Here is a 24,986-nt window from a genome sequence, read left to right as displayed (position 1 = left end):
GTCTATCGTTTTTATTATACGCTAATAATGAGAATATGACAGGTATGATGTTCTTTTTTGACGGCAAAAAAAGCAGACTACACCAAGGCAGCCTGCTTATCTTTTTAACTATTACTTCCCTTTAACAGGATATTTCCTCGCAATAAATATCAAGATCACTCCAACCGTCATCATCGTAATCGCACTTGAGAAAAACGGCAGACCCAACGTCTCCGCTGTCGCCCCGGAAACGAACGAGCCTGCAACGGCCCCAAGGGAAAAGAATGCGTAAAAGATTCCGTACGCTTTCCCGCGATCCACTTTAGATGAAGCCTCTGCAACAATCTTATTCATCGACGGGAATACAAAGGCAAAGCCAATTCCGTAAACGACCATAAGCAGCATGTTCACCCAGTAAATCGTTACGATATTCAGCATAATATGCACCGAACCGATAATCATGATTCCAGTAATAACTAGGGATAATGAAGAAATCCGGTCAAATATTCGGTTGATTGGCGTCAGAAAAACAATAAGTGCGACAATGCCATATGTACTTAACATCATTCCCGTCGTTTCAGATGTAAGTCCCATATCACTCACCTTTAAAGGCAAGGCAAATGCCAATGTCCCGTTACTGATCATCAAAGCAAACGCAGCAAGTGATGCTTGGAGAACTAGTGGATGCTTTAGGAGCGGCATAAATTCACTTAAAGAAAACTTCCCTTTCTCCGTAGACACATAGGACTCCTCAATAAACTGATAAATTAAAAACGTACTAATGAAAAATAAAATCGCTACGAAAATAAATACATATTCTATTTGCGATCTTGCTGCCATCGCTCCGCCAATTGCTGGACCTGCAATCGCCGCAATCCCGATAGCTGCACCAGTAAATGCCATCGATCTGCCACGTGTTTTCGACTTCGATATGTCACCAACATATGCAAAAGCTGCCGGGATCAGCACCCCACCAGCAAGTCCATGGAAGAAGCGAATAAAGAATAGCTGCCAACCGGACTGGGCAAGGGGATAAAAGATAAGGATGATTGCCGCGAAAAACATCCCTGTTAAGAGCATTCTTTTCCTTCCATAACGATCAATCCAATGCCCACCGAAAATATTACCGATCATATTGGTCAGCGAATAAATAGCAACAATTGACCCGACCAAAAGATGGGATGCTCCTAACTCCATCGCATATGGCGTTATAATCGGCAATTGGATAAACGTATCCAAGAACGAAACAACAATAATAACAAATAAGATTCTACTCATTACTACATAACCTCTCCACACATTTTTCTAACCATCATTATACCTGAGTAAGATGAATTAAACAGTTGATAGGCTCCAAATAAATTGTGACAATCGTGCCCATTCACCTATAATTACACTATACCCAACACGTGCAGGAGGAATTAGAATGGCAAACAAACTAATATTAGCCTCATCATCGCCAAGAAGAAAAGAATTATTACAACAAATGAATATCCCTTTTACCGTTCAAAGCGCAAATATAGATGAATCACAGATTACAACAACAGATCCAATCGAGAAAGTAAAGCTACTAGCGATTTGGAAAGGTGAAAATATCCCGATTCAACATCTAAACACAATCGTCTTATCAGCTGATACCATCGTTTCTTATGAGCAAACGATTTTTGAAAAGCCCCGCAATCAAAATGAAGCAAAGCAAATGATTTCTACTCTAAGTGGTCAAGTACATGATGTCTATACCGGTGTCATGATCCGTTCATTACAAGAGAAAAAGGTATTTGTCGAACGAACGAGAGTAGAATTTTGGCCACTCAGCGAAGAAGAAATCGACGCTTATATATCGACGGAAGATCCTTATGACAAAGCGGGAGCATACGGCATTCAGAGCTTAGGTGCAATGTTTGTAAAACAGATTATCGGTGATTATTATACGGTTGTTGGCTTGCCAATATCTCGAGTTGTGAGGGAATTGCGGGATTTTGGGATCGTGATGGAATAAATATCGTATAAATTTGAAGAACAGACAGTAAAAAAAACAGAAGTGCGAATCCTTCATTCCTCAAAGAACTGCGCTTCTGTTTTTCATATTTAAGCTTTCCCTTTATCGAACAGAGTCATAAAGAAAAACACAATATAACTAATCAGTAATGTAACGCCACCACCAATATAAATAATAAGCAGCACGGCTTCCGGTAATTCAAACGGCTTGACCATGTATAACCACATCCCAACCGAAAGGCCAACTGATCCAATAATTGCACTAAAGACATGGACTTTTGCCAAGCCTGAGATAGACGGCTGGAATACCTTATAATATACCGCCCAAGCGAAAAGGCTTAGCCAACCGACGACTAAAATATGTGCATGAACCGGTCGAAATGCATACGAACCTGCTCCAGCCATATGCGCTCCGAGGATCGCTCCAACTACACCAAAAGCAGCTGCGAATCGCAACAATAATATACTATATCTAGTATTCATTACATCCTCTCCAATTCATATAGGTGTTTTTTAACTTCCTCTATAATCTACAGAATCAATATGAATAGAGGATGAATTGGAAAGAAATTATATACGATTAGGTAACTCAACGGTGAAAACAGTCCCCTCCCCTTCTCTGCTGTCAACGTGAATCGAGCCACCATGTAATTTAATTATCGTCCAGACAATCGATAAACCGAGTCCTGTTCCCTCAACTGTTCTTGTCCGCGATGTATCGGCCCGGTAAAAACGGTCAAAAACTCTTTCCATTTCTGGATGTCCAAGCCCTATTCCGGTATCTTCAAACCGAATAATGACCGCTTCATCTTTTCCTTCAATGGATAAGTTAATGCTTCCATCCGGCTTATTATATTTAATCGCATTTGATAACAGATTATCCCAAACCGTATTCAATAAGGATGGGTCCCCGTTCAATTCAATATCCGGTAATGTATATGCCAGCATGATTCCTTTTTCATTAACCTGCCACTGATGGTTCCGCACCAACTCTTTCAACTGCTCTGCGAGATTGAACGTTTTCCGCTTTACCAAATCATCACTGCGATCCAATGATGCGAGAAGTAATAACTGATCCGTCATACTGGACAGCCGTTTGATCTCCCCATTAATGATGGAAATATACTCAGCTCTCTCTTCCTCACTAATCGCTTCTTTTTCCAGCAAATTCGTATAACCTTTAATATTAGATAGAGGAGACTGGATATCATGGGAAATATTTGAGATGAATTCCTTCCGCACATCATCCATTTGTTCTAATTTTTTCGCCATTTGTACGAAGCTTTGTGAAAGTTTTCCAAGCTCATCATTCCGGTTTGTCCCTACTTCTACATTAAAATTAGCTTCTGCAAGCAATTTCGTTGCCGCCGTTAACTCGGATATTGGCTTAACTAGATATTTCGTGCTGATGGCTACTAAAATAATACTTAACAGAATCGTGAATACAAGCAACCAGGCAAATAGAAAATGCATTTCATTGAAGAGTAATTTAATATCCGGTCTTAGGAAGAGCGCATAATTTTTCCCGCCATGTGTTATCGGGACACCGATTGTATTCTTCAATTCATTTGCAAAGAAGCCAGTCACAAATGTTTCTTGGGGAAACTCCAGGATGCCGTGGTACACTTCGCCGTTTAAAACAAGTTCCACTGTCTGTTTCGAAAGATTCTTATCCCTGAATTCCGCTCCGTAAAAATTCCCTTCCTGAGTGTCATCAACCAAATACATTTGATAACCGACAGCTGCAATGCTCTCCAAATAGTCGATCAGATCAATGTTCGGATTCTCATCAATATATGTCGTTATCGATTCAGCGATTGTTGTAATTTTTTCATCGTTTTCCGGTTTTAATTTTTGCTGGTAATACGTATTGGATAATAGGAAAGCTAGAATACTGCTGAGTATCATGATCCCGATCGTCATGACAACAAGCTTGACATAAAGCGTCCTCATGTGCGTTTCGCCTCGAGTAAATAGCCGACCCCTCTGACAGTTTTTATTTGGAAATCATCGGTCCATGTTGAAAAACGTTTCCTGAGCCGCTTAATATGCACGTCTACAGTGCGATCATCCCCCTCATAATCAAAGCCCCAAATTTGTTCGATTAGATGCTCGCGGGTAAATGCCTGCTTCGGATGTGACATAAGAAAATATAATAGTTCAAACTCTTTTAATGGTAAAAGAATGGTCCGGTCACCGGCTTTCACTTCATACGTCCTTTTATTAATCGTAGTCTCACCGATTCGAATCGTAAATTCATCGTGTTCATTATAATAAAGGCGCAACAATGCTTTAATCCGGAACTCCAATTCCTTTGGCTCAAACGGCTTCACAAGATAATCGTCTGTTCCTGCCTGGAATCCTTGCTCTTTATCATCGATTTGACTTTTAGCAGTGAGCAGGATAACTGGAATATTGTACTGCCTCCTGATTTCCTTCGTCAGTTCGTAACCATCCATAAACGGCATCATCACGTCAACAACTGCTAAGTGACAAATTTCTTCATGAAGGATTTCTAATGCTTCAATTCCATCCTGCGCTTTCAACACGTGATAACCTTGTTCAGACAGATGGATGGATACGAGATTCAAGATATTTTTATCATCATCAACAATTAAAATAGTTGTCATTTTGTTAACTCCTATGAAAATATTTTCTTTAACCAAACTGTACAGAAAAAAACAGCCCTGTGCAATATCAAGGGCTGGGTTGGACACTAAATGTAAGTGAATTGAGATCATTAAATGACCCCATCACTCATTTTAACCACATGGTCAACAAATTTTAGTATCTCTTCATCATGTGTGACCATCAGTGTCGTGATCTTCTCACTTTTCGTCAGTTCGCGGATTAATTCCATAATATCCTGCGACCGCTTGGAATCCAAGCTTGCGGTCGGTTCATCGGCGAATAGAATTTTAGGCTTATGAATCATGGCCCGAGCAATGGCAACCCGCTGCTTCTCCCCGCCTGACATGGAAGCTGGATATGCATTTTTCCGGTGGCTCATTCCAACCAATGTCAACATCCGATCGACTTCTATTTTCTGTTCCTGTTTCGTTAATTTCGACTCGGAAACCTCAAGCATGAGCAAGAGTTGTTCTTCTGCGGTAAGAAACGGAACGAGATGGGCAAATTGAAAAACAAAACCAAATTGACTCGCACGGATCTTACGGATTTGTTCCTGATTCATTCCGGTTAAACGTTCTCCGTTCACAATTATTTGACCGACTGATACGTCTTGTAGACCTGCAGCTATCGTGAGCAGGATGCTTTTACCGGAACCGGATGCTCCGACCAGTGCCGTAACTTCCCCTTTCTGAAGCGAGAGATTAATTCCTTTCAATATCTCTTCTTCTATTTCTCCGTTTGTAAATGTCTTTCTCACTTCTTCCATTGTTAGTATGGACATGTTACATCTCTCCTTGCTGAATTGCCTGTAAAGGATTGACCTTTTTTATCTGGATGCCTGATAAGGTCGAACCGATGAATCCAATCACGAGGAATACAATGGACAACTGCAATGTTGTTCCGACAGGTAAGCTAAAGGGCATCCCGTCCGGAGCGATCTGATTGAAAACCTGACTAAGTGCAATGGATATTCCTAGAGCGAGTAATGTAATGAATATCATTTGCGTCCACATCATTTTGAATAGACTACTAGTCTTGTAACCTATTGCTTTTAAAATGCCGTACAGGCCAATCTTTTGCACGTTCATCATATAAAAGAAAATGCCAAACAACATACCGCTAATAACAACTAGAAACCAGACAATCATATTTAATGACAGCTGTTCTGCGCTGAAGCTTGGAATCGTATGTAAAAATTCATCTTTTGTAAAAGCTTGTAGCCCGCTAACCGATTCGGTAGTTTCCCCGTTCGGTATGAAGACAAGCTGCATCTCCTCTACCCGGTACATTTCTTGATAGTTTTCCGTATGGATAAATGCAACAGGCGCGTGGCTGAATTTCTCTTGATCAACAAACCCTTTTACAATAAACTCACCACTAAATTGATTGTTCGTCAATGTATCTCCAACTTTAATGCCCTTCTCTTCCAGCGAGCGGTCCAAGATGACTTTCCCATTTCCTACTTGAGGGAAATTTTCCGAACCTGCTGACGTAACAAAGGCGACACTTTGCTGTTTGTTGTCTCCATCATTTAGAAATCCCAGCTGAATCGACAACGCTGTAGCTTGTTCCTCTTTTTCTAATAATTCTTCTTGTGTATCCACATCAATCCTTGATAAATTATACGTCTCTTCCGCATCCTCACTCATGTAAAACTGACCATCCGGCAAATCTTTAATCAAAGCCGCATTATCCTGAGACAACCCATTCGCAAGCCCCGATATGATAAACGTTAGGAAACTAACAAGAAAAACGATCGAACCCAATATTAAAAATCTCACCTTATTCTTCTTCATCTCTTTCCAAGCAAGATTCATCCTCATTCCTCCAACCTTATTCATATCACTAACCCTAGAATACAACCCAAATATGAATAGATAATGAACAGATTGGGACAACTGCTCTGACCCCATGTCCCGATCGGGACACGGGGTCAGAGCAGTTGTCCCAGTTGGCTGGTACCTGAGCGTGTAATATTTTTTTCAAAATAAGGCATATTACTAAAAAAGGAGGAGTTACTTTGGATTTCCCGACGATTCATACTAATTTCTGGGATGGTGTCATTGCAGTTCCAGCTGTCGTTCTATTAACCCAATGCTTTAAACTTTTTCCAATTCCCAGGGCCTTCTTCCCAACGATAGCAAGCATTATCGGATTTATTATTTCCATATTCATCAGTCACCGAGGTGATTTATGGGCAGGTTTTTTTATGGAAGCCTTTTACGGAGCCGCCGCAGTTGGAACATATTCTGCTTTAAAAACAGCTTGGACCGCTTATAGACAGAAAAAGATCAAACGAGGTTTAGGGGAAACCTAAGCCTCGTTCGTCACAACGAATAAATATCTTCAATACGCGTATGAATACCGGACAATTCCATCCGAACGTTCGCCTCATCCTTCCCTTTTCCCGCAGTGATTAATTTATTGATGGCTTCATATAAGCCCTCATATTCATCCTCATCCCCTAATAATTGCAATTTCCACTTATCTTGCTTATACAATTCCTTCAATTCTTCAGCTTTCACCACGACGTCTTCCCAATCTTCTGCTTCCACCCTGCTTTCTATCTCCTTAATCTGGTCATAGAAAGCTTGACCGCCGAAATTATTTTCACAACCAACAAGTAAGACAAATAAACAGATAAAACCGATCATTTTACGCAAAGAAATGCTCCTCCTTTTCCATGAATTGATATGCATATCTTGCCCCATACTAAAGCTAAATAATAAATGTAAAAGGTGGAAAAAAGATGCCGGAACTGATATTAATCTTACTACGCTCAATCGCAGCTTTTTTATTATTATTTCTCATGGCGAGAATGATGGGAAAGAAACAAATTTCCCAGCTTACATTTTTTGATTATTGTGTTGGGATCACGATTGGCTCGATTGCTGCAACAATGTCTGTTGACCAGAATGTTAAGGCATTGAATGGCTTAATGTCATTATTCGTGTGGGGGCTCTTTCCAATCTTACTCTCCTATATCGGAATGAAATCCAATGCATTCTCTAATCTGACAGATGGAAAAGCGACAACCCTTATAGAAAACGGCAAGATTCTTGAGAAGAATATGAAAAAGAATCTGATGAATCTCAATGAATTAATGCTCTTATTAAGGGAAAAAGACGTTTTTAAAGTGTCTGACGTTGAAATGGCTATATTAGAGACGAACGGTAAATTAAGTATTATGTTAAAAACCGATCAGCAACCGGTTACTGCAAAAATGTTAAACATGCCAATTCCCTTGGAACATGGTCCGATGATTTTAATTATGGATGGAAAAATGATGACAAAAAGCATGGAAGTGTTAGGGTTCACTGCTGAATGGCTAGAAACAGAAGTGAAAAAGCAAGGCGCCTATGATATTAGTGATGTATTTTTAGCACAAATCGATTCCAAAGGACAATTGTATGTCGATTTATATGATACTTGAACCCACTTCTTGATCAAGCATGCTGCTGGTTGCAATCCTCGTCATTCTAGCCTGGAAAGTCCCCGATTAGTACGGCCTTGACCGCTGGGCATTGCCGGCGTTAGGAACACCGTGGAAAGTACGAAATAAGATATTAGAAATCAAGCGGGCAGTGTTTTTCCACAAAATTGGATGAAACGCTGCCTTTTTTAATAAAATTATGAATGATTCAGTACATTTCCTCGAAAAGCAAGAAGAACTTGCCTCTTTTTGCTATAATGGTAATTCAATAAAGTGAAACTTCATTCAGTGGGAAATCCTTACCTTCCTTCCACTGAATATTAGTTGAACAGAATCAGGTATTTACAGACTGTTTATCCCCGACCTTCACATATTGGGTTTCCTTCCTATTTAAAGATGGGGATATTACAGACCGTTAATACGTGATAAAAAGAAAATCCAACTACCCTTACCACCCGAGAGGAGTACAAATTGAAGGTGCTTTATGAATAAATTAACAATGAGATGGAAGCGTAATCGCGTCTTTAAAACAACAATTACATTAGTGCTGATGACAATCATTCTAGCTGTCGCGTTTATCGTAGGGGTTTCTCTAGGACCGATTTCGATTCCTTTTAAAGAAACGATTATGATATTTTTACATAAACTACAGCTCATTAATTATGCTGGTTTCACAGACCAACAGTGGGTCGTCATTACAGAGGTCCGCCTTCCCCGCGTACTTGTCGCAAGCTTTGTCGGTGCTGCTTTAGCGGTTGCCGGTGTTGCAATGCAAGGCTTGTTTCGTAACCCTCTCGTTGAACCCGGTTATATCGGTGTTTCCAGCGGGGCTGCTCTCGGTGCTGTTTGTGCGATATTTTTTGGTTGGTCAGCAATAAATCAGTGGTTGCTGCCAATATCTGCATTTATTGGTGCCCTATTCGCTATGTTTGTCATCATCATTGTCTGGAAAGCGACGAATCAGCGAAGTATAGCGGTATTACTTTTACTCGGCATCGGTGTCAATTCCTTTTTCTCGGCAATGATGAACGTGCTCGTCGCTACATCTAAAAACGAACAAGAACTGCGAGGCATCGTTTTCTGGTTGCAGGGAGGCCTTGAAGCCAGAACATGGGAGCATGTCCTCATTATCTCGATTCCGATTACCATTGGTATTATCATCTTATTCTTATTTGGCAGCCAGTTGAATATGATGCTCCTCGGCGAAGATCATGCGAAAACTTCGGGAATCAACACGCGGGTTACTCGCAACTTTGTGCTTACCATTGCCGCATTAATCACCGGTGCAGCAGTTGCTGTTAGTGGAATCATCGGCTTTATCGGACTCGTTGTTCCGCATATATTAAGGCTTGCTATCGGGCCAGATCACCGACTACTCTTACCGGCAAGTGCACTTGGCGGGGCAGCATTCCTTATCTTAGCAGACTTAATTTCGCGAATGGTCATTCAGCCGATCACATTGCAGGTTGGTGTTGTGAGTGCCCTGATCGGTGCCCCATTATTTGTCTTTCTTATTATCAGAGCTTACAAAGGAGTGTCTTTATGATCGATGTTAGCAATTTACATGTAACGCTCGGTGATAAACAGATTTTAAAAAACATAAACTTTCATGTCGCGCCAGGCGAATTTATCGGTCTAATTGGTCCGAACGGCAGCGGGAAAACAACTTTACTGAAAACAATTGCCCAACTGATCACTGCTAAGGAAGGAAAAATAAAGATTGCCGGTAAGGATCAGAAAGCATACTCCCATAAAGAAATGGCACGACACTTAAGCTATGTTCCCCAGGATACCCATATCGATTTCAATTTCAATGTCAAAGAGGTTGTTTCCATGGGGAGGCATGCTCATCGTGAATTCTTACAATCCAATAAAGCTGACGAAGAGATCATAAAAGAAATGATGCTCGCAACGAATACGTGGAGCTTTCGGGATGATTCCATCCTGAATTTGTCCGGTGGTCAGCGACAGCTCGTCTTTATCGCAAAAGCTCTCGCACAAGATGCACCGTTGATTTTACTCGATGAACCAGTCTCCGCCCTTGATATCTATTACCAAATGCACATATTAAAATTACTGCAAGCACTCACGTCCCAGGGTAAGACAGTTGTAACAGTGCTGCATGACTTGAATCTTGCTTCCCGCTTTTCAGAGAAGCTACTTTTGCTGCAAAATGGCGAAGTAAGGACATTTGGCCATTCAAATGAAGTATTGACAGAAGAAAGATTAAAAGAAACCTACCATATCGATGCGAAAATAAGACGGGATGAACTAATCGATGCATTAAACGTAACCCCTCTTTAAAAAGGGAATCATGTTCGAGGAGGAATACAATGAAAAGGAATCTATTTATTGTAAGCAGTATATTATGTATCGCCATATTTCTAATTGGCTGCGGATCGACTGATGGAACGAATACAGAAGAAGCGAAAGACGGTAATAAAGTTGAAACCGCAGAAGACAAAAATACACAAGATTTTCCAGTAACGATTGAACATGATGGGGAAGAAATAACAATCAATGAAAAACCGGAAAATATTTTACCATTATCGCTTGACGTAACGGAAATTTTACTGGAACTTGTCGATCCAAGCAGAGTTGTCGCTATCTCTAGTTCTGCTGAAGATGAACATTTGTCAACACATACCGAAAAGGCCGAGGAAATTCCTAATCGGGTTTCTACGGCGGCATATATTGATCCAGAAGAAGTCCTCGCCTATGAAACAGATTTACTTTTACTAACGAAAATGCATGGGCAGGAAGAAGATGCGAGCAGTATTTTAAGTGAAATTGACCTACCGATTATTACTTTTGAAACGATGGGTACACTTGCCCAATTCATGGAAAATATCGAAGTAATCGGTCAAGCAGTTGGAGAAACGGAAAAAGCAGCCGAATTGATTGAACAGATGGAAAATGATATCACAGCAATTCAAGGTAAAATTCCAGAAGATCAAGATGCACCATCTGTCTTAGTTCTTTCGGAAGTCGGAGCAGGAACCGGACCATTCATGATGGGACCTGGAAACATTTCCTATGATTTAATCCAATTAGCTGGAGCAACACCTGCAGTGGATCAAATCGGCTTGGAAGGCTCTACTCCCGCTTCCATTGAACAAGTGATGAAGATGGATCCGGATTATATTTTCCTGCTTGACTTCTTTGGTAATGGGGAAGAAGATTTCACCGAATTAAGTGAGAATCCCGGCTGGGGTAGTCTGCAAGCAATTGAAAACGACCGAGTCAAATTGCTTGATGTAAAATATTTAATGAACCCAAACGTGGAAGTAATTAAAGGACTTGAGATTATGGTTGATTGGATATATGGATTGGAGTGATTCAATGAATATTCTTGTTTTATTTAGTTATGGAAGTCTCACGTCGATTGATGATGTTGCTGGATTTTACAATGATATTTATCATGGAACAGCTACAGAGGAAAATATCGCTGCAGGGGTCAAGACATATGAGGCACACGGCATGGCTGACCCTTTAGGAGCGAATACAGCACGCGTCGGCCGAGCATTGGTAAAGAAATTAACGAAAGAATCTGGTGAAAAATGGATTGTCTATGTAGCCAACCACCATACAGAACCATCGATTCAAACCGTTGCTGAGGAATGTATTAAGCTAAACCCGAAGCGAATCGCTACATTCAGTCTCACACCATTTGATTCGCTTACGGGCAGTAATGCATATGAAAAGCGATTCACCAAAATATTTCGGGAAGAAAATGACCAAACGAAAATCGTCCATGTAGCAACCTACTGTGATCATGACCAATTTGTCGAAGTTTTAGCTGACCGTGCGAAAACCGCTTACGAATGGCTGCCAGAAGCGGAACGAAAGCAAACGGAAATCGTGTTCACGGTCCACAGCAAGCCCGGCGTTCCGAAAGCACATCAAACGATGATTATGCAATACGAAACATTGGCTAAGAAGGTTGCCGATTCTCTTCCTGTTAAAGACTACCATCTAGCTTATCGGAGCGGTAAACCTCTTCCCCAGCGCTGGTTAGGGCCGGATGTGCTTGATGTAGTTGATGAGCTACATGCAAAAAACGTCCCAGCCGTTATCTTTATTGAAGCACTGTCCGTTATAGAAAATATTGAAGCGATCCAGGAGATTACAACGGATGCGATCAATAAGGCGAAGGGGCTTGGCATGAGCGCCGTGCAAAGTGAATACTTAAATGACAGTGCGGATTTTGTTGATGCGTTATGTGATCATCTCTCCGTAGAGTTGCAGATGGAAACTGGGGCCGCTACCATTAAATAATTCGTACAAAAATAAAAAGCCTTTCTCCCCATTGGGATAGGCTTTTTATTTACTTTATAGCTCTTATTCGCTATAATCTTTTCTAGCAATCGTCCATCCAGTAAACCCAAACAGCAGGTTTATCAATGGAACAAGATAAATAAAGAATGCATATGGTATGTATTCCCAAGCACTTACTCCTAGAATTCCCGAGGCAAACACTGCGGTCACACTCCAAGGCACAAGGTTTATGCCAACCGTAGCCATTGATTCAACTGTTCTAGATAAATTTTTCGTATCAATATTCATTTCTTTATATTTCTGCACAAAGGTTCTTCCCGGCAATATAATAGATAAATATTGCTCCCCACTTGCTAACACAACAACAGATGTAGTTAATAAGGTAGAGGCGATTAAAGATCCGGTTGTCTTTACCTTCTCCAACAGTTTTCTTGTTAAGACTTTAAATGATCCCGTTTCTTCTAGGATACCACCAAAAGCTGTGGCAACAATTAAGATACCGACTGTCTCCAGCATGGAGGTAAACCCGCCGCGATTTAATAGGGAATCTACAGCTTCAACACCCGTCTCGATTGCAAAGCCAGTTGACATTGCTTGAACGGTTGACGCAATAGAACTTCCTTGTACAACGACAGCAATAGCAGCACCCAATAAACCAACACTCATTAAAGCCGGTAGTGCCGGCACCCGTCTGATCATTAAAAAAACAGTAAAGACTGGAAGCAGTAATAATAATGGATGAATGACAAACCAATCATTTAACGTTTCCATGAACATATCAATTAAAGCTGAATCCAATTTAATATCCGTCACTTCAGATTTCCCGATCATCCAAAATAATCCAAGTGCTAGCAAGAATGCAGGAATCGTATCCCATAACATATGTTTAACATGACTAAATAAATCTGTTTCAACCATCGCCGCGGCAATATTTGTTGTGTCAGACAATGGGGAGAGTTTATCTCCAAAAAACGCTCCAGAAACAATAGCTCCCGCAACAAGTGCCGGAGAAAATCCTAATGCATCACCAATTCCCATAAAAGCTATCCCGACTGTTGCGATAGCGGTAAAGGATGTTCCAAGTGTAATGGACACAATCCCCGTCACAAGGCTAGTGATTGGAACAAACCAGGCCGGACTAATCAGCATCATGCCATAGTAAATCATCGTAGGAATCGCCCCACTAGCTATCCAGGATCCTATAATCATACCAATCGTTAATAAAATAAATAATGCTGGCAAAACCCTGCTTACACCGTTTGCCATCATCTTTTGAACTTCATTCCACTCCCACCCAGAACGAACAGCCATGATGGAAGCTAATATCACCCCAACGATTAACGGAAAACTCATGCCAGCATCCCAAATGAAAATAGAACTTGCTCCTGCAATGATTAAACCGATTATTGGAATGAGTGATTTTGTAAAGGTTATGCTCTTCTTCATCGTATCCTCCGTTATTTTCTAAAAATCTATTTACATGCTTAGAATATAACAGTCCTTAAAATCACTAAACAAAGGCGCAAGCGCCCGTTTAGCAACGTACAAACTGGAGCACTCCGGAATGAGATAAAGGAAACACGGCGAACGTAGAGAGCCGATGTTGACTTATCGATTGGAGGAGTGTGAAGTTTGGGACTGCGCACTGCTCGTCCCACCAAAAGATCTGCTAGTTGCTGGGCGCTGGAGCCGGACGCGGCTAGCCCTGGATACCTAAGTTATTACAGCATTTTATATTATAATTTCTTATATTACTAAAATACTTTAGTGAATTAATGCGTTTATTCAATGATGTATTGATGTTCTTAAATGATAAGCAATTTACGGTAATTAGTCAACCAATCTTACATTATAGTTTGTGTCAAGCTTTTCTCGGTACCGTCTTCACCCCAGTATTTCCGGCACTCTATAGTTGTACGCTTTTTCGGCTACCGCGCGAATGTCTTCGCTTGGTTCCCCTGCATTTTAAGTTAGGTTCTAAAGACCAAGAACCTAACTTAAAATGCAGGGATGATTATCTAAAACTTTTGGATAGCTTCCCAATCGCGGATGAATGAGGTGCGTATACGCCGATTGAGCCTTGTTTAACGCCTATCGATGGACGTGTGGGTTGACGCAGGTAAGAAGACATTCGGACTACCTGTTTTACTTCTCGCTGCTTTCTTGCGCTTCGTTTAAGATTTTCAAGGTAAACTTCCCGTAATGTACCGTTTAGGATGCCTTGTTTAACTTTTACCATCGCCTCTGCACCTTCTGGACTCCAATGCATGCCTCGCTTCTTCATCCGATAGGTAACGTGGCGCTGATTGGATTCCATAGCTCCTAGACCTCTGGCTCCTTCTGGGGGATGATCTACACGCTTTCTCCAATCCAAAATACGATCCCAATTGTTCAAGACATACGTGCGAAAGTCCCTAACCTTTTCGACTTTTTTGGAGTCCTCAAGCGTGCTTTCGTAAGTGTCTAGCCATAAGTTAAAATGCTCCAGATCATGCTTCTCCAGCCCTTTTCGTATCTCTGATTTATACTCACTCTTTCCGGCCCCAAGCGCTCGATTAAGCCCTTGAAACACATGGTAAGAGTCTAATTGGTTTAGGACTGGATATTCCGATTGAGAAAAGGCTTCTTGAAACTTCTCAGCCGTGTAACCGGCTCCACCATCGCTATTTGTTACTACTCTCGTATTCTCCAGGGAATAGTGGTTGGCAGTAAATGCTTGAACTTCTTTCCAAAATTCCGAGGTTGGCTTGGTAGTCATGATCACTTTTTGATTACGCAAAGATACTCTTTTTCCATTCTTATCCCAGCCCTCATAAACTTCCGTTCCCCGAACGAATACCCCATCAGCCTCCGCATAGAGAAACTCCACTTCTTCACCCTCTGGCAATTCAGCCGACTCCTCTAATTCGGTGACCATTTCCTCATCCGCCTTGGCTTGTGCTTCTCCAACCTCTCTCACAATCGTTCCAACCGTTGAATGACTAATATCTACAGCTGTCCACTCTTTCAGTACATGAGCCACATCCCGGTACGTGCCTTCAGCGGCCATTTCGGCAACCTTAACTTCTACAAAAGGACTTCTACGCTTGTACTTTTTAAATCCAGCCCATTCATCAAATGGATAGTGGGCATGACCTTCTGGATCATGCATAAGCGTATGTGTAAATCTCACTCCACCAAAAGTGAATTGAATTTCCCTTTCGTCATTTCTTTCAACGGACCATCCTTCTGCTTGTTTTTTCTTCACAATGACAGTATTCATATTGGTGAATACGTCCCCCAATAAGGACGTAAACACCTCATACATCAAGGTGCGAACATTTTCCTCGAATTCAATTAAATTATCTGTTTGATGTATTAATCTGTATAATTCTGATATAATAGTATCCATGAAGAGGCCTCTTTCTATGATGTATTTGCTTTGGTATGCATACATTTATGATAGAGTGCCTCTTCTTTTTTGACTAGGATTTTGCAGAAATCCCACCGAGAACTATTTTACACATACTACATTATATGCGTATTAACCGCATATAGAGAAAGTGAATATAAATTATTACGTAATAAAGTAAATAATCCGAACTTCCGTTAAAACGAAAGGAAGAAAGGAGGGTTTTAAAATGCCTAATCATGAAAAACAAAAAATTACGATTGACCGAACGAAGGAAACACGCTCCCGAGAAATTGCAGACATGATTAATGAAGGTGGACTCGGTTCAGAGCAATATTATGTCATCCTTAAGCAACAGAACGACGAGGAACATCAAAAAATTGACAATACAGATCACTGAGCATGAAAGTAAGTAAAAGTTTATCCGAGAACTGAAACTTCACTATTACGAACAAACTAGATATTCCTTATCCACTGGACACAAGCGCAAGAATTTCAGTAAAATCCCAGCCTAAAAATCATTATGTAAAATATTAAATGCTGCTAACTCCAAAGTCACGCTATGTACATTGGAGTTAGCAGCGTTATAAAGTGAAACTCATTCAGTGGGGATTTACGGACTATATATCCCCCAACCTCACATGTTGGGCTTCCCCCATGTTTAGAGGTGGGGGCTTTTACAGACCGTTAATACGTGGTAAAACTCAATCTAAATCTACCTAAAAGAGCGAAACGAAAGTAATTTATGCACTCTTCTTATTTCCTCCAATCGCATTCAAGCGCTTGTTGTTTGTCGCAATAATATAAATCGCAATGGTCCAAATAATCAGTGCAAGGATTGAGCCAATATTAAATATTCCTTTTTCTGCTGTCCATATTATGGAATAGCCGATGGATCCCGCTAATAGTGAATAATAGAAAAACGGCAGAAGCGTTTTACGAATAACGTGACCTTCTTTTCCTACGAGCCCAACAACAGCTGATGCTGCTACGACGTTATGCACACAAATCATGTTACCTGCTGCGCCACCAACTGCCTGAAGGGCAACTACCCAAGAGGGATCAGCGCCAATGCGTTCACCGACTCCAAATTGAAAGTAAGAAAACATCATATTACTGACTGTATTACTACCAGCTACAAATGCTCCGATCCCTCCAATAAATGTTGCGAAAATCGGATACACGGAACCTGCAAGATTTGCCACACCTTCCGCTAAAGCAATTGGCATTTCTGGGTAGCCCGCTGCTCCTCCCGCTGTGTTGATAAATACCTGTACCATCGGAACCGTAAACACAAGTGCAGAACTGGCAGCAATTATTGTTTTACCGGACGTCTTCCATGCCCTCGCAAAATCGCTTGGTTTCATTCTGTGCATAAAGTATGTGATTACAGCAACAACAATAAAAATAAAACCTGGAGAAAATAAAATTTCCCAGCTGGAACTAATATTTGATCCAAAAATATTAGGAACTACGATCTCAACAGACTTAAGCCAATCTCCAACTACCGTCAATCTTGAAATCAATAAAAATACAGCAATCAATACATAAGGAGCCCATGCGCGCCACATGCTGATTTTACCTGCATAAATTTCGTTGTTTTTCAGTTCAACCCGACCGGTCCAGGTTGGATCCCAGCGGTCTTTTTCCTCAAAATCCCAGACATCTTCCCCTTTTGGGGTAAGAAAACCTTTTTGGGCAGCAGGAATTACAATTGCGAGTCCAATTAATCCTCCAAGCAACGCTGGAAATTCAGGGCCTAATATATTAGCAACAATAATATACGGTATCGTCATTGCAAGTGCTGCAAATATCGCAAACTTCCATACCTTCAGACCTTCGCTAAATGATTTGTTTTTCCCGAAAAATTTCGTTAAGATCCCAACTAAAAATAATGGGATCAACAATCCTGCAATAAAATGAAGTGTGGCTACTTTAGTAGCAGCATCGAAAATAAAACTTGAAAGATTTGTGATTTGTGTAAGTGGCTCAACTCCTGAACCTACTCCCACAAGCATTGGTGTTCCAACAGCTCCGAATGATACTGGGGTACTTTGAATTACCAAGCCAGCAACAACCGCAGCCATTGCCGGAAACCCAAGCCCAACCATTAGCGGTACTACAACAGCTGCAGGTGTACCAAATCCTGCAGAACCTTCAATAAACGAGCCAAACAGCCATGCAATGATAATGACCTGAATACGGCGGTCTGGTGAAATATCTGTAAAACCGCGACGAATCGTATGCAGACCTCCACTTTCCTGTAAAGTGTTCAATAGTAAAATCGCACCGAAAATAATAAATAATAAGGTGACAGCAACGATTAGACCGTGAATAGAAGCAGCGGCAACTTGCGGAAAGGCTACATCCCAGACGAAAAGTGCCAGTAGGACTGCAACGATGTAAGATAGCGGCATCGCTTTACTCGCAGGCCACTTTAATCCTACTAAAAAGACTGCAACAACAATAATCGGAAGTAACGCCAGAATAGCTAACATTCCATCCCCCATTTTTTTCCCTCCTTGGATTTCTTTTATATTAAGCAATACTATTACTTCTGATTATTGCTTAATGATGATGGTGGGGTTTTCCTCCATTTTGTTATGTTGCCTCTTGCTGTACCGAATTTTGAAGTTCACTAGTTCCATATATTTTACATATTATTTCAACCCTCTCTATCAAAGTTGCGCACAAGGCCGCATACTTCTCTAATCAGCATAACGGATAATGACACTCATTTTTGGAAGCGTTAACAAAATTGTCTTTTTCTTTTATAGAAATGCTCTAAATCGGAATACTAACGAAGCTTCGTAAATTGAAGCTTCATTCAGTGGGGAATTCCTTCCTCCCCACTGAATGTTAGTTGAACAGAATCAGGAATTTACGGACTGTATATCTATATCCCGCACCTTAACATATTGGGCTTCCCTCCTGTTTAGAGGTGGGGTATGATAGACCGTTAATGCGTGATAAAAAGTGCCCTGAAGGTTATGCTATCTATCTTTTAATCTGATAAACTTCATCGCTAATCGCTCTCATACAACAGTCCCCGTTGCTTCCTCATTTGTATTAAATCGTTTTCTATTAACTTATTGAACAGGATGCATTTCTTCGTGGTCTCGCCTTGTTATTTCAACACAGCGTCCGGGCTGTGGGAATAGTTTACCTGGATTCAACAAGTCTTCCGGGTTAAATACGTTGCGGATATTTGTTTGCGCTGCTATCTCTTCATCCGTAAAAATAAAACGCATTTCGGCTGATTTTTCAATCCCGACCCCATGTTCACCCGTAATCGATCCACCGACATCTGCACAGACCTTCAAACATTCTGAACCTGCTCTAGATGCACGTTCACTTTCACCTGGAACGCTTGCATCAAACAAAATTAGCGGATGAAGATTTCCATCCCCTGCATGAAAGATATTTGCAATCCGGAGATCATACTTCCTGCTAATTTGTGTGATTTTTGCTAAGACTTCCGGTAATCGGGTTCTCGGAATTACTCCGTCTTGCACAAGATAATCCGGGGATATTGCCCCCATTGCACCAAAACCCATCTTGCGGTTTGCCCACCAGAGGCTACGTTCAGCTTCATCTTTAGCGACTTTTACTTCACGGACATTATTTTGTTTACAAACCGTGAGTATTTCCTCAATCTGGTCATCAATCCCTACAGCAATTCCATCCACCTCAATCAGAAGAAATGCGGCAATGTCCCTTGGATGTCCTACTGGGTAAGCGGCTGATTCCACGCCTTCAATGGCAATCTCATCCATCATCTCCAGTGCGGCAGGAATGATACCTGCAGCGATGATATCCGAGACAGCTTGGCTGGCATCATCAATATCATCAAAGTAGGCAAGCGCCGTTTTCTTTCCCTCGGGATTTTTTAAAACTTTCACCGTAACCTTTGTCACAATTCCAAGTGTTCCCTCAGATCCGGTAAGTAAGCCTAATAAGTCATATCCTGGCTGGTCTGGAACCCCTTCTTCCCCGATTTCCACAATTTCTCCGCTCGGGAGAACCATTTCAAGCCCTAATATATGGTTTGTGGTCACCCCGTATTTCAAACAATGGGCACCACCCGAATTTTCGGCGACATTTCCACCAATCGTGCATGCATACTGACTGGAAGGATCCGGAGCATAATAGTAGCCTTTATCTGAAATAGATTGGGTCAATTTCAAGTTAATATAACCTGGTTCCACTACTGCTTTTCTATTTTCCAGGTCCAGATGGAGCATTCGCTTCATTTTCACCAAACTGATGAGCACTTCCCCGCCCAGCGGTGTCGCCCCTCCGCTCAAGCCCGTTCCTGCCCCTCTTGCAATATACGGGATCTCTTCTTTATTTAAACATTTCACCACTTGAGAAACCTGCTGTGTATCTTTTACAAATACAACGGCTCGCGGCATCCCCTTATACATCGTATAACCGTCACATTCATAGGATATGAGGTCTTCCTTTTTATAAAGCACTTCATTTTCTCCAACGATAGCCATTAATTTCTGAATGACAGCATCCAACCCTTGTATTTTACGCTTTTTTCCAAACAAGCCGAGCACCTCCCTCATTTCTTATGATTTCAATAGCTGTTTGTCTTTTTCATAGGCCCAGTCAAGCAGTTGGATGGTATGAACAACCTTTTCACTACGGCCATGCTTCTTGACCCCCATTGCAATTTGCAGCATGCAGCCGGGGTTACCCATTGAAATCATTTCCACATTATCCGGTATATCATCCATCTTCCGGTCAAGCAGTTTACCTGCCATTTCGGGATGTGTGAGATTATAAATTCCCGCGCTGCCACAACATCTGTCTGCATCAGGCAAATCTACCATTTCTACACCCGGGATTTCTTGCAAAAGCTGGCGTGGTTCAAAGCGGACCCCTTGCCCGTGCGCCAGATGACACGCATCATGGTACGTAATCTTTGTGTTGATTGCAGATTTTGGCCGTTTAAAATCATTGTCATATAAAAACTTGGAAACATCCTCTATCTTTTCGGAAAACTCTTCCGCCAGCGGGAGCATCTCCGGATCATTGCGGAATAGCTCATCATATTCCTGGAGCGCACAGCCACACCCAGCTGCATTGACGAGCACTTTATCAAAATCTTTAAAGGCTTCTATGTTCCGTTTTGCGAGTTCTTTTCCCGTCTTTCTATCACCAGCGTGAATATGAAGAGCGCCACAGCATCCTTGTTGTTTTGGCAAGCCGACTTCAAAACCATTATGATTTAAAACGCGAATGGTCGCTTCGTTCACATCACTGAACATGATATCCATCACACAGCCGGTCAGCATACCAACTCTTTCTTTCGCCTTCCCTTCCGCCGGGACCTCTTCCGGATATCTGCCAAGCACAGGTTTTCCAACTTCCGGGAGAATCGCTTCCATATCCTTCATATGATTTGGCATTACATTCAGCACACCCGTTTTTCTAGCGATTGTTTGCATACCGCTTTTCTGATAAAACCGCATGAGACCGCCAAGCATGTTCAGCCGTTTCTTATTTGGGAAAATGCCATTTAAAACCGTTTTACTGACAGTACCTTTAAAACCTTTTAAAGGCATTGCTTGACGGATTTGGCCCCGGGCTTCCTCAATCAAACCACCAACCTGAACATCTGCCGGGCAAGCTGTTTCACAGGCTCTGCAATCAAGACAGTCAAATACTGGCTTGGAGAACGCTTCATTAATATCAATTTTTCCTTCTGCGACTGCTTGGATTAAATAAACCCGACCTCTTGGCGAATGCTGTTCTTCTCCTGTTTCCTGATATGTCGGGCATGCCTCTAAGCACATGCCGCAATGCACACAATCCGCCCATTTATCCGGATCAGGTAAATCATCCCAAATATAATTTCCCAAGGTCTTCGTTTCACAGGCGGGTCCACCTTTTTCCAGCATATTGACAAGGTTCATTGTCTCTTTTTCTTTTTCACCCACATTCATGTCATATTCCTCCTACAAATCGTTTTCTGTTCAGGATACGCTTCGAATCATTCGCTTGCTTAATCCCTTCTAGAAGTGCGAAGTGCGCTGGTTTAACGCCCCAAACACTGACCGTTTCCCTTAACTTAAACGGCAAGTGCGTACAAACAACAAACCCGTTTTTCTCTTCTGTTTTTGCTCTTAATTTTTTAATGAAAGAAACGATATCATCGGGGCGGCCTTTTATATATATGCGTGAAATGCCGTGCCCTAAGCCGCCGTGTCCTTGGAGTATTAGGTGATGGGTTTCTGCAAGCTTTTCAGCCGCTTCAAGATTACCAAGTACATCCATGTTGTTGCTGCCGATTTTCAACGCTGCCCAAGTATTTGCCTCATCAACTTCATCATTGTAGCCGTTTGGTCCAATCTGCCGGAAGTCTTCCCACCATTTCTTTGCTTCTTCCTGATACATTACGGTATGTCCCACACCCTCAGGTAGATTTTCTCTTATCCACTTTACCTGCTCGAGCACCGCTTTTTCCCTATCCTCAAAGGCTATTCCTAAGATGTAGCTGTTCTTTCCGGTTAATATTTCAGCAAGAGTCGGAGTTAATAACTCTAAGGTCACTGGTTCCATTACAGAGTCAAGCAAGGAAACGGAAAAATCATGAATTTTATTTTCACTTCCCTCGGGAAAATGAATGAGCGAAAGTCCTTCATATTTGGGAAGCGGGCGCAGTTTAATCGTAATTTCACTAATCACACCAAGCGTTCCCATCGCACCGATAAAAAGTTTATTCATATCATAGCCAGCAACATTTTTAACCACTTTTCCACCTGTTCGAATTACCCTGCCGTCTGCATAAACAACCCGCAGGCCAATGACTAAATCTCTCGCTGAGCCGTAGAGCAATCGCTTTGGCCCACTGTCATTAGCAGAAATGATGCCACCGATTGTCGCCATTTCCGGCCAAGCTGTATCAAGAGCGACAAATTGCCCTTTTTTCGCCAGTTCATCTGTAATTTCTTTGAGGGTTGTTCCAGGCCTCACCGTCATTGTTAGATCTCCGACAGAATGTTCTACAATGCCTTTATAGTTTGCAAGCGATAATAATATATCTGCACTTTCTGATTCCCCGCCAAAACCTCGCTTCGTCCCACCAGAAATCACGTTAACTGTTTTTTCATGTTCATAAGCAAAGGTGAGCACTTTGGAAATATCCGCTTCGGAATAAGCTTCCATGATTTGCATGCCGCTATTGCCAAGGAGATGCTCTCGTTCATTATTTACTTTTACTTGTTCTTCTGGCAAAATACTTTCTGTGTCTGAATAAATCATATGAATCCTCCTTTGGACAAATGGTTACGTTCTTACCCCAGAATAATCCGAGCCTGCCGTTTAGTTATCTGCACCCCGAAATCACTTTCATTAAATTTTAGTTTTGATCTTGCGTTGTTGAACGCAATGAAGCTATCTAACCAAAGCTATCAATCTTCACGTAATGGATTATGGAATATTTACATTTTAATTTATATTCTGATAAATTTAATTATAGATTAACCATTATTCGCTTAATATCAAGCTTGTTTTTAATGGTTCAACACCTTGCAATTCATCCCCTCCTAATTACGATACAATTTGAAGGGGATTTCTTGCAATATTTTTTAAATAAACTAATTAAAACACTGGGCTTCGCTGTCTTAATGAGGACAAATAAACATCTTGTGCCGCTTTGACCCCAGCTCCAGGCTCAAATGGATAAGCAAAATCTTGTAATCCAGCTTCCATAAGGGAAACAGCTTGAAGAACATCGCTAGGGAAACAATACCCCATATGCCCAAATCTGAAAATTTTACCTTGAAGGTGACCAAGACCACCCGCAAAATCTAGTTGATACTTTTTCTTTAAGTGGGCTAAGTATGTTGCAAGATCCAATCCTTCAGGAGTGCGGATTGCTGTAATTGTTGGGGATGCAAATTCGTCGCTTGTTAACAATTCAATCGACAATGCTTTCATGGCTGATCGAACCATATTTTTCATGACTTCGTGTCTTTCAGCTGTTTTCGCAATCCCACCTTCCTCCTCAATTAAATCGCACACAGCAGAAAGTCCCATAATAAGGGAAACCGCCGGGGTATTGGGAGTCATTCCTTTTTCTGCCCAATCACGATAACTTAATAGATTTAAATAATAAGCAGTCGAACGATTAGCCTCTATCACCTTCCATGCTTTTTCACTAACTGCTAATAAGGCGAGACCTGGAGGAAGCATCATTGCTTTTTGTGAACCGGTTACTAAAATATCAATACCCCATTCATCCATTCGGGCGGACACCCCTCCAATACCGCTCACGCTATCCACTATAAAGAGAGCATCTGAATGTTCCTGAACTACTCTTGCTAATTGTTTTATAGGATTAATGATTCCTGTTGAAGTTTCATTATGCGTTGCAAAGACAGCCTTAATATTGGATAACGGCTTTAAAAATTCAATCAGCTCACTCTCCGTACAGGCCTCTCCCCAATTTTTTTCAAGTTTATGTACTTTTAAGCCGTATTTCTCGCATATCGAGACGAAATAATCCCCAAAGGCGCCTACTGTGATCACAACTATTTCTTCCCCAGGAGAAACAGAATTGACCACAGCTGCTTCAAGCGCGGCCGTCCCACCTGAAGGTAAAAGCAAAATTTCTTGTTTCGTCCCAAATATAGGTTTTACACGTTCCATCGTTTCTCGGTAGAGCTTAACAAATTCCTCTGAACGGTGGCTAATCATATTTTGCGCCATTGCCAGTTCCACCTTTTTAGGTATAGGCGTAGGCCCAGGATGTCTAAGAATAGTTGGATACATAAATTCCCTCTCCCCTTCTTCATTTTTATGTTTAGTATTAGTGCTTTAATTCTCTAGTTGATCAATTAACAAATCACCCCTCACATTTTATCTATATACGGTAAAGATTATATATTATGATAACATCTTTTTATAAAATTTAAATAGTTAGGAGAACAGAAAATACTCTCTCTTCCTGTTATCACGATTAATTACTAAAATATAGACCCCAGTTTAAATTAGTTTGTTGCATCGTGCATTGATACAGTACTAGCAATTTGCTTTCGTTAAATATAATATTAGAGTATATTATAATTCAGAACCTTGCGAATTTAATTGCGTCAATCATATAATCACTAACATCGCATAAATAGTGATTGAATCTTTGATTTTACTTAATAAAGAAACACTTGACTAAAAGTAGAGCCATCCTGCTGATTACAATTCTCACTCATCACTTGATGATTGGGGGTGTTTTAAAAATTGTTACACATATGTAAAATCATTTTT

General features: G+C 41.2%; 22 protein-coding genes. 8 read left to right on the top strand and 14 right to left on the bottom strand.

What is annotated here, in order from left to right:
- Positions 1-111: 111 nt before the first annotated feature.
- Positions 112-1,257, bottom strand: a complete 1,146-nt coding sequence (locus tag WKU33_RS11235; RefSeq protein ID WP_336252647.1) for an MFS transporter — start codon at positions 1,255-1,257, stop codon at positions 112-114.
- A 148-nt stretch (positions 1,258-1,405) separates the two neighbouring features.
- Here WKU33_RS11235 and WKU33_RS11230 point away from each other — a divergent pair, with 148 nt between their 5' ends.
- Positions 1,406-1,978: a Maf family protein gene (locus WKU33_RS11230; protein ID WP_340454601.1), complete on the top strand. Its 573-nt coding sequence runs from the start codon at positions 1,406-1,408 to the stop codon at positions 1,976-1,978.
- A gap of 89 nt (positions 1,979-2,067) precedes the next feature.
- Here WKU33_RS11230 and WKU33_RS11225 read toward each other — a convergent pair whose 3' ends face one another.
- From WKU33_RS11225 to WKU33_RS11205, 5 genes are all read right to left on the bottom strand, one after another.
- Positions 2,068-2,460, bottom strand: coding sequence for a hypothetical protein (locus WKU33_RS11225; protein WP_156857016.1), 393 nt, complete (start codon positions 2,458-2,460; stop codon positions 2,068-2,070).
- Positions 2,461-2,547: 87 nt separating this feature from the next.
- On the bottom strand, positions 2,548-3,930 hold the full coding sequence (locus WKU33_RS11220; protein WP_340454599.1) for a sensor histidine kinase: 1,383 nt from the start codon (positions 3,928-3,930) through the stop codon (positions 2,548-2,550).
- On the bottom strand, positions 3,927-4,607 hold the full coding sequence (locus tag WKU33_RS11215; protein WP_156857018.1) for a response regulator transcription factor: 681 nt from the start codon (positions 4,605-4,607) through the stop codon (positions 3,927-3,929). Before WKU33_RS11215 ends, WKU33_RS11220 begins: the two co-directional genes overlap by 4 nt.
- A gap of 110 nt (positions 4,608-4,717) precedes the next feature.
- Positions 4,718-5,389 carry an ABC transporter ATP-binding protein gene (locus WKU33_RS11210; RefSeq protein WP_340454597.1) on the bottom strand — a complete coding sequence of 224 codons (672 nt, stop codon included), beginning with the start codon at positions 5,387-5,389 and terminating at the stop codon, positions 4,718-4,720.
- A 1-nt stretch (position 5,390) separates the two neighbouring features.
- Positions 5,391-6,425, bottom strand: coding sequence for an ABC transporter permease (locus WKU33_RS11205; RefSeq protein WP_340454594.1), 1,035 nt, complete (start codon positions 6,423-6,425; stop codon positions 5,391-5,393).
- 203 nt (positions 6,426-6,628) lie between these two features.
- On the opposite strand from WKU33_RS11205, the gene WKU33_RS11200 reads away from it, so the two are divergent.
- Positions 6,629-6,925 (top strand): hypothetical protein, encoded by a 297-nt coding sequence (locus WKU33_RS11200; RefSeq protein WP_340454592.1) that lies wholly within the window; start codon positions 6,629-6,631, stop codon positions 6,923-6,925.
- A gap of 10 nt (positions 6,926-6,935) precedes the next feature.
- On the opposite strand, the gene WKU33_RS11195 is transcribed toward WKU33_RS11200, so the two are convergent.
- Positions 6,936-7,262, bottom strand: coding sequence for a DUF4363 family protein (locus tag WKU33_RS11195; protein WP_229782742.1), 327 nt, complete (start codon positions 7,260-7,262; stop codon positions 6,936-6,938).
- A 95-nt stretch (positions 7,263-7,357) separates the two neighbouring features.
- Here WKU33_RS11195 and WKU33_RS11190 point away from each other — a divergent pair, with 95 nt between their 5' ends.
- From WKU33_RS11190 to WKU33_RS11170, 5 genes are all read left to right on the top strand, one after another.
- The gene (locus tag WKU33_RS11190) at positions 7,358-8,041 is read left to right on the top strand and encodes a DUF421 domain-containing protein (RefSeq protein ID WP_188858527.1); all 684 of its coding nucleotides are present in this window, start codon (positions 7,358-7,360) and stop codon (positions 8,039-8,041) included.
- Between the two features lie 484 nt (positions 8,042-8,525).
- Positions 8,526-9,587: a FecCD family ABC transporter permease gene (locus WKU33_RS11185; protein ID WP_229782739.1), complete on the top strand. Its 1,062-nt coding sequence runs from the start codon at positions 8,526-8,528 to the stop codon at positions 9,585-9,587.
- A complete protein-coding gene (locus WKU33_RS11180; protein WP_340454589.1) occupies positions 9,584-10,345 on the top strand; it encodes an ABC transporter ATP-binding protein in 762 nt (253 codons plus the stop codon). Before WKU33_RS11185 ends, WKU33_RS11180 begins: the two co-directional genes overlap by 4 nt.
- Positions 10,346-10,374: 29 nt before the next feature.
- Positions 10,375-11,379, top strand: coding sequence for an ABC transporter substrate-binding protein (locus WKU33_RS11175; RefSeq protein WP_156857024.1), 1,005 nt, complete (start codon positions 10,375-10,377; stop codon positions 11,377-11,379).
- Between the two features lie 4 nt (positions 11,380-11,383).
- Complete coding sequence (locus WKU33_RS11170; protein WP_340454587.1) at positions 11,384-12,319, top strand: ferrochelatase; 936 nt, start codon at positions 11,384-11,386, stop codon at positions 12,317-12,319.
- Positions 12,320-12,382: 63 nt separating this feature from the next.
- Here the strand turns inward: WKU33_RS11170 and nhaC are convergent, their stop codons facing one another.
- Entirely contained in the window at positions 12,383-13,765 is a 1,383-nt protein-coding gene (gene nhaC, locus WKU33_RS11165) for a Na+/H+ antiporter NhaC (RefSeq protein WP_336253514.1), read from the bottom strand.
- 568 nt (positions 13,766-14,333) lie between these two features.
- Positions 14,334-15,710 carry an ISLre2 family transposase gene (locus tag WKU33_RS11160; protein WP_340454585.1) on the bottom strand — a complete coding sequence of 459 codons (1,377 nt, stop codon included), beginning with the start codon at positions 15,708-15,710 and terminating at the stop codon, positions 14,334-14,336.
- Positions 15,711-15,939: 229 nt separating this feature from the next.
- On the opposite strand from WKU33_RS11160, the gene WKU33_RS11155 reads away from it, so the two are divergent.
- Positions 15,940-16,110 (top strand): hypothetical protein, encoded by a 171-nt coding sequence (locus WKU33_RS11155; protein WP_156857027.1) that lies wholly within the window; start codon positions 15,940-15,942, stop codon positions 16,108-16,110.
- 343 nt (positions 16,111-16,453) lie between these two features.
- On the opposite strand, the gene WKU33_RS11150 is transcribed toward WKU33_RS11155, so the two are convergent.
- From WKU33_RS11150 to WKU33_RS11130, 5 genes are all read right to left on the bottom strand, one after another.
- Entirely contained in the window at positions 16,454-18,220 is a 1,767-nt protein-coding gene (locus WKU33_RS11150; protein WP_340454583.1) for an L-lactate permease, read from the bottom strand.
- Positions 18,221-18,799: 579 nt separating this feature from the next.
- On the bottom strand, positions 18,800-20,212 hold the full coding sequence (locus WKU33_RS11145) for an FAD-linked oxidase C-terminal domain-containing protein (RefSeq protein WP_340454636.1): 1,413 nt from the start codon (positions 20,210-20,212) through the stop codon (positions 18,800-18,802).
- Positions 20,213-20,287: 75 nt separating this feature from the next.
- The gene (locus WKU33_RS11140; protein WP_340454633.1) at positions 20,288-21,637 is read right to left on the bottom strand and encodes a (Fe-S)-binding protein; all 1,350 of its coding nucleotides are present in this window, start codon (positions 21,635-21,637) and stop codon (positions 20,288-20,290) included.
- A 31-nt stretch (positions 21,638-21,668) separates the two neighbouring features.
- On the bottom strand, positions 21,669-22,985 hold the full coding sequence (locus WKU33_RS11135; protein ID WP_340454580.1) for an FAD-binding oxidoreductase: 1,317 nt from the start codon (positions 22,983-22,985) through the stop codon (positions 21,669-21,671).
- A 339-nt stretch (positions 22,986-23,324) separates the two neighbouring features.
- Complete coding sequence (locus WKU33_RS11130) at positions 23,325-24,497, bottom strand: pyridoxal-phosphate-dependent aminotransferase family protein (RefSeq protein ID WP_156857031.1); 1,173 nt, start codon at positions 24,495-24,497, stop codon at positions 23,325-23,327.
- Positions 24,498-24,986: the final 489 nt, after the last annotated feature.

This window comes from Oceanobacillus sp. HCA-5259 (assembly GCF_037892815.1).
Taxonomy (GTDB): Bacteria; Bacillota; Bacilli; order Bacillales; family Amphibacillaceae; genus Oceanobacillus; species Oceanobacillus indicireducens.
Note: the sequence above shows the minus strand (reverse complement) of the source record. Positions and strands in the feature narration are given on the sequence as shown.

Bases quoted from the DNA above. Each gene is read 5' to 3' on its own strand.
- WKU33_RS11185 (WP_229782739.1), top strand. From the start codon at position 8,526: ATGAATAAATTAACAATGAGATGGAAGCGTAATCGCGTCTTTAAAACA.
- WKU33_RS11145 (WP_340454636.1), bottom strand. From the start codon at position 20,212: ATGGCTATCGTTGGAGAAAATGAAGTGCTTTATAAAAAGGAAGACCTC.
- WKU33_RS11190 (WP_188858527.1), top strand. From the start codon at position 7,358: ATGCCGGAACTGATATTAATCTTACTACGCTCAATCGCAGCTTTTTTA.
- WKU33_RS11155 (WP_156857027.1), top strand. From the start codon at position 15,940: ATGCCTAATCATGAAAAACAAAAAATTACGATTGACCGAACGAAGGAA.
- WKU33_RS11140 (WP_340454633.1), bottom strand. From the start codon at position 21,637: ATGAACCTTGTCAATATGCTGGAAAAAGGTGGACCCGCCTGTGAAACG.
- WKU33_RS11130 (WP_156857031.1), bottom strand. From the start codon at position 24,497: ATGTATCCAACTATTCTTAGACATCCTGGGCCTACGCCTATACCTAAA.
- WKU33_RS11230 (WP_340454601.1), top strand. From the start codon at position 1,406: ATGGCAAACAAACTAATATTAGCCTCATCATCGCCAAGAAGAAAAGAA.
- WKU33_RS11215 (WP_156857018.1), bottom strand. From the start codon at position 4,607: ATGACAACTATTTTAATTGTTGATGATGATAAAAATATCTTGAATCTC.
- WKU33_RS11175 (WP_156857024.1), top strand. From the start codon at position 10,375: ATGAAAAGGAATCTATTTATTGTAAGCAGTATATTATGTATCGCCATA.
- WKU33_RS11150 (WP_340454583.1), bottom strand. From the start codon at position 18,220: ATGGGGGATGGAATGTTAGCTATTCTGGCGTTACTTCCGATTATTGTT.
- WKU33_RS11135 (WP_340454580.1), bottom strand. From the start codon at position 22,985: ATGATTTATTCAGACACAGAAAGTATTTTGCCAGAAGAACAAGTAAAA.
- WKU33_RS11235 (WP_336252647.1), bottom strand. From the start codon at position 1,257: ATGAGTAGAATCTTATTTGTTATTATTGTTGTTTCGTTCTTGGATACG.
- WKU33_RS11205 (WP_340454594.1), bottom strand. From the start codon at position 6,425: ATGAATCTTGCTTGGAAAGAGATGAAGAAGAATAAGGTGAGATTTTTA.
- WKU33_RS11225 (WP_156857016.1), bottom strand. From the start codon at position 2,460: ATGAATACTAGATATAGTATATTATTGTTGCGATTCGCAGCTGCTTTT.
- WKU33_RS11220 (WP_340454599.1), bottom strand. From the start codon at position 3,930: ATGAGGACGCTTTATGTCAAGCTTGTTGTCATGACGATCGGGATCATG.
- nhaC (WP_336253514.1), bottom strand. From the start codon at position 13,765: ATGAAGAAGAGCATAACCTTTACAAAATCACTCATTCCAATAATCGGT.
- WKU33_RS11160 (WP_340454585.1), bottom strand. From the start codon at position 15,710: ATGGATACTATTATATCAGAATTATACAGATTAATACATCAAACAGAT.
- WKU33_RS11180 (WP_340454589.1), top strand. From the start codon at position 9,584: ATGATCGATGTTAGCAATTTACATGTAACGCTCGGTGATAAACAGATT.
- WKU33_RS11195 (WP_229782742.1), bottom strand. From the start codon at position 7,262: ATGATCGGTTTTATCTGTTTATTTGTCTTACTTGTTGGTTGTGAAAAT.
- WKU33_RS11170 (WP_340454587.1), top strand. From the start codon at position 11,384: ATGAATATTCTTGTTTTATTTAGTTATGGAAGTCTCACGTCGATTGAT.
- WKU33_RS11210 (WP_340454597.1), bottom strand. From the start codon at position 5,389: ATGTCCATACTAACAATGGAAGAAGTGAGAAAGACATTTACAAACGGA.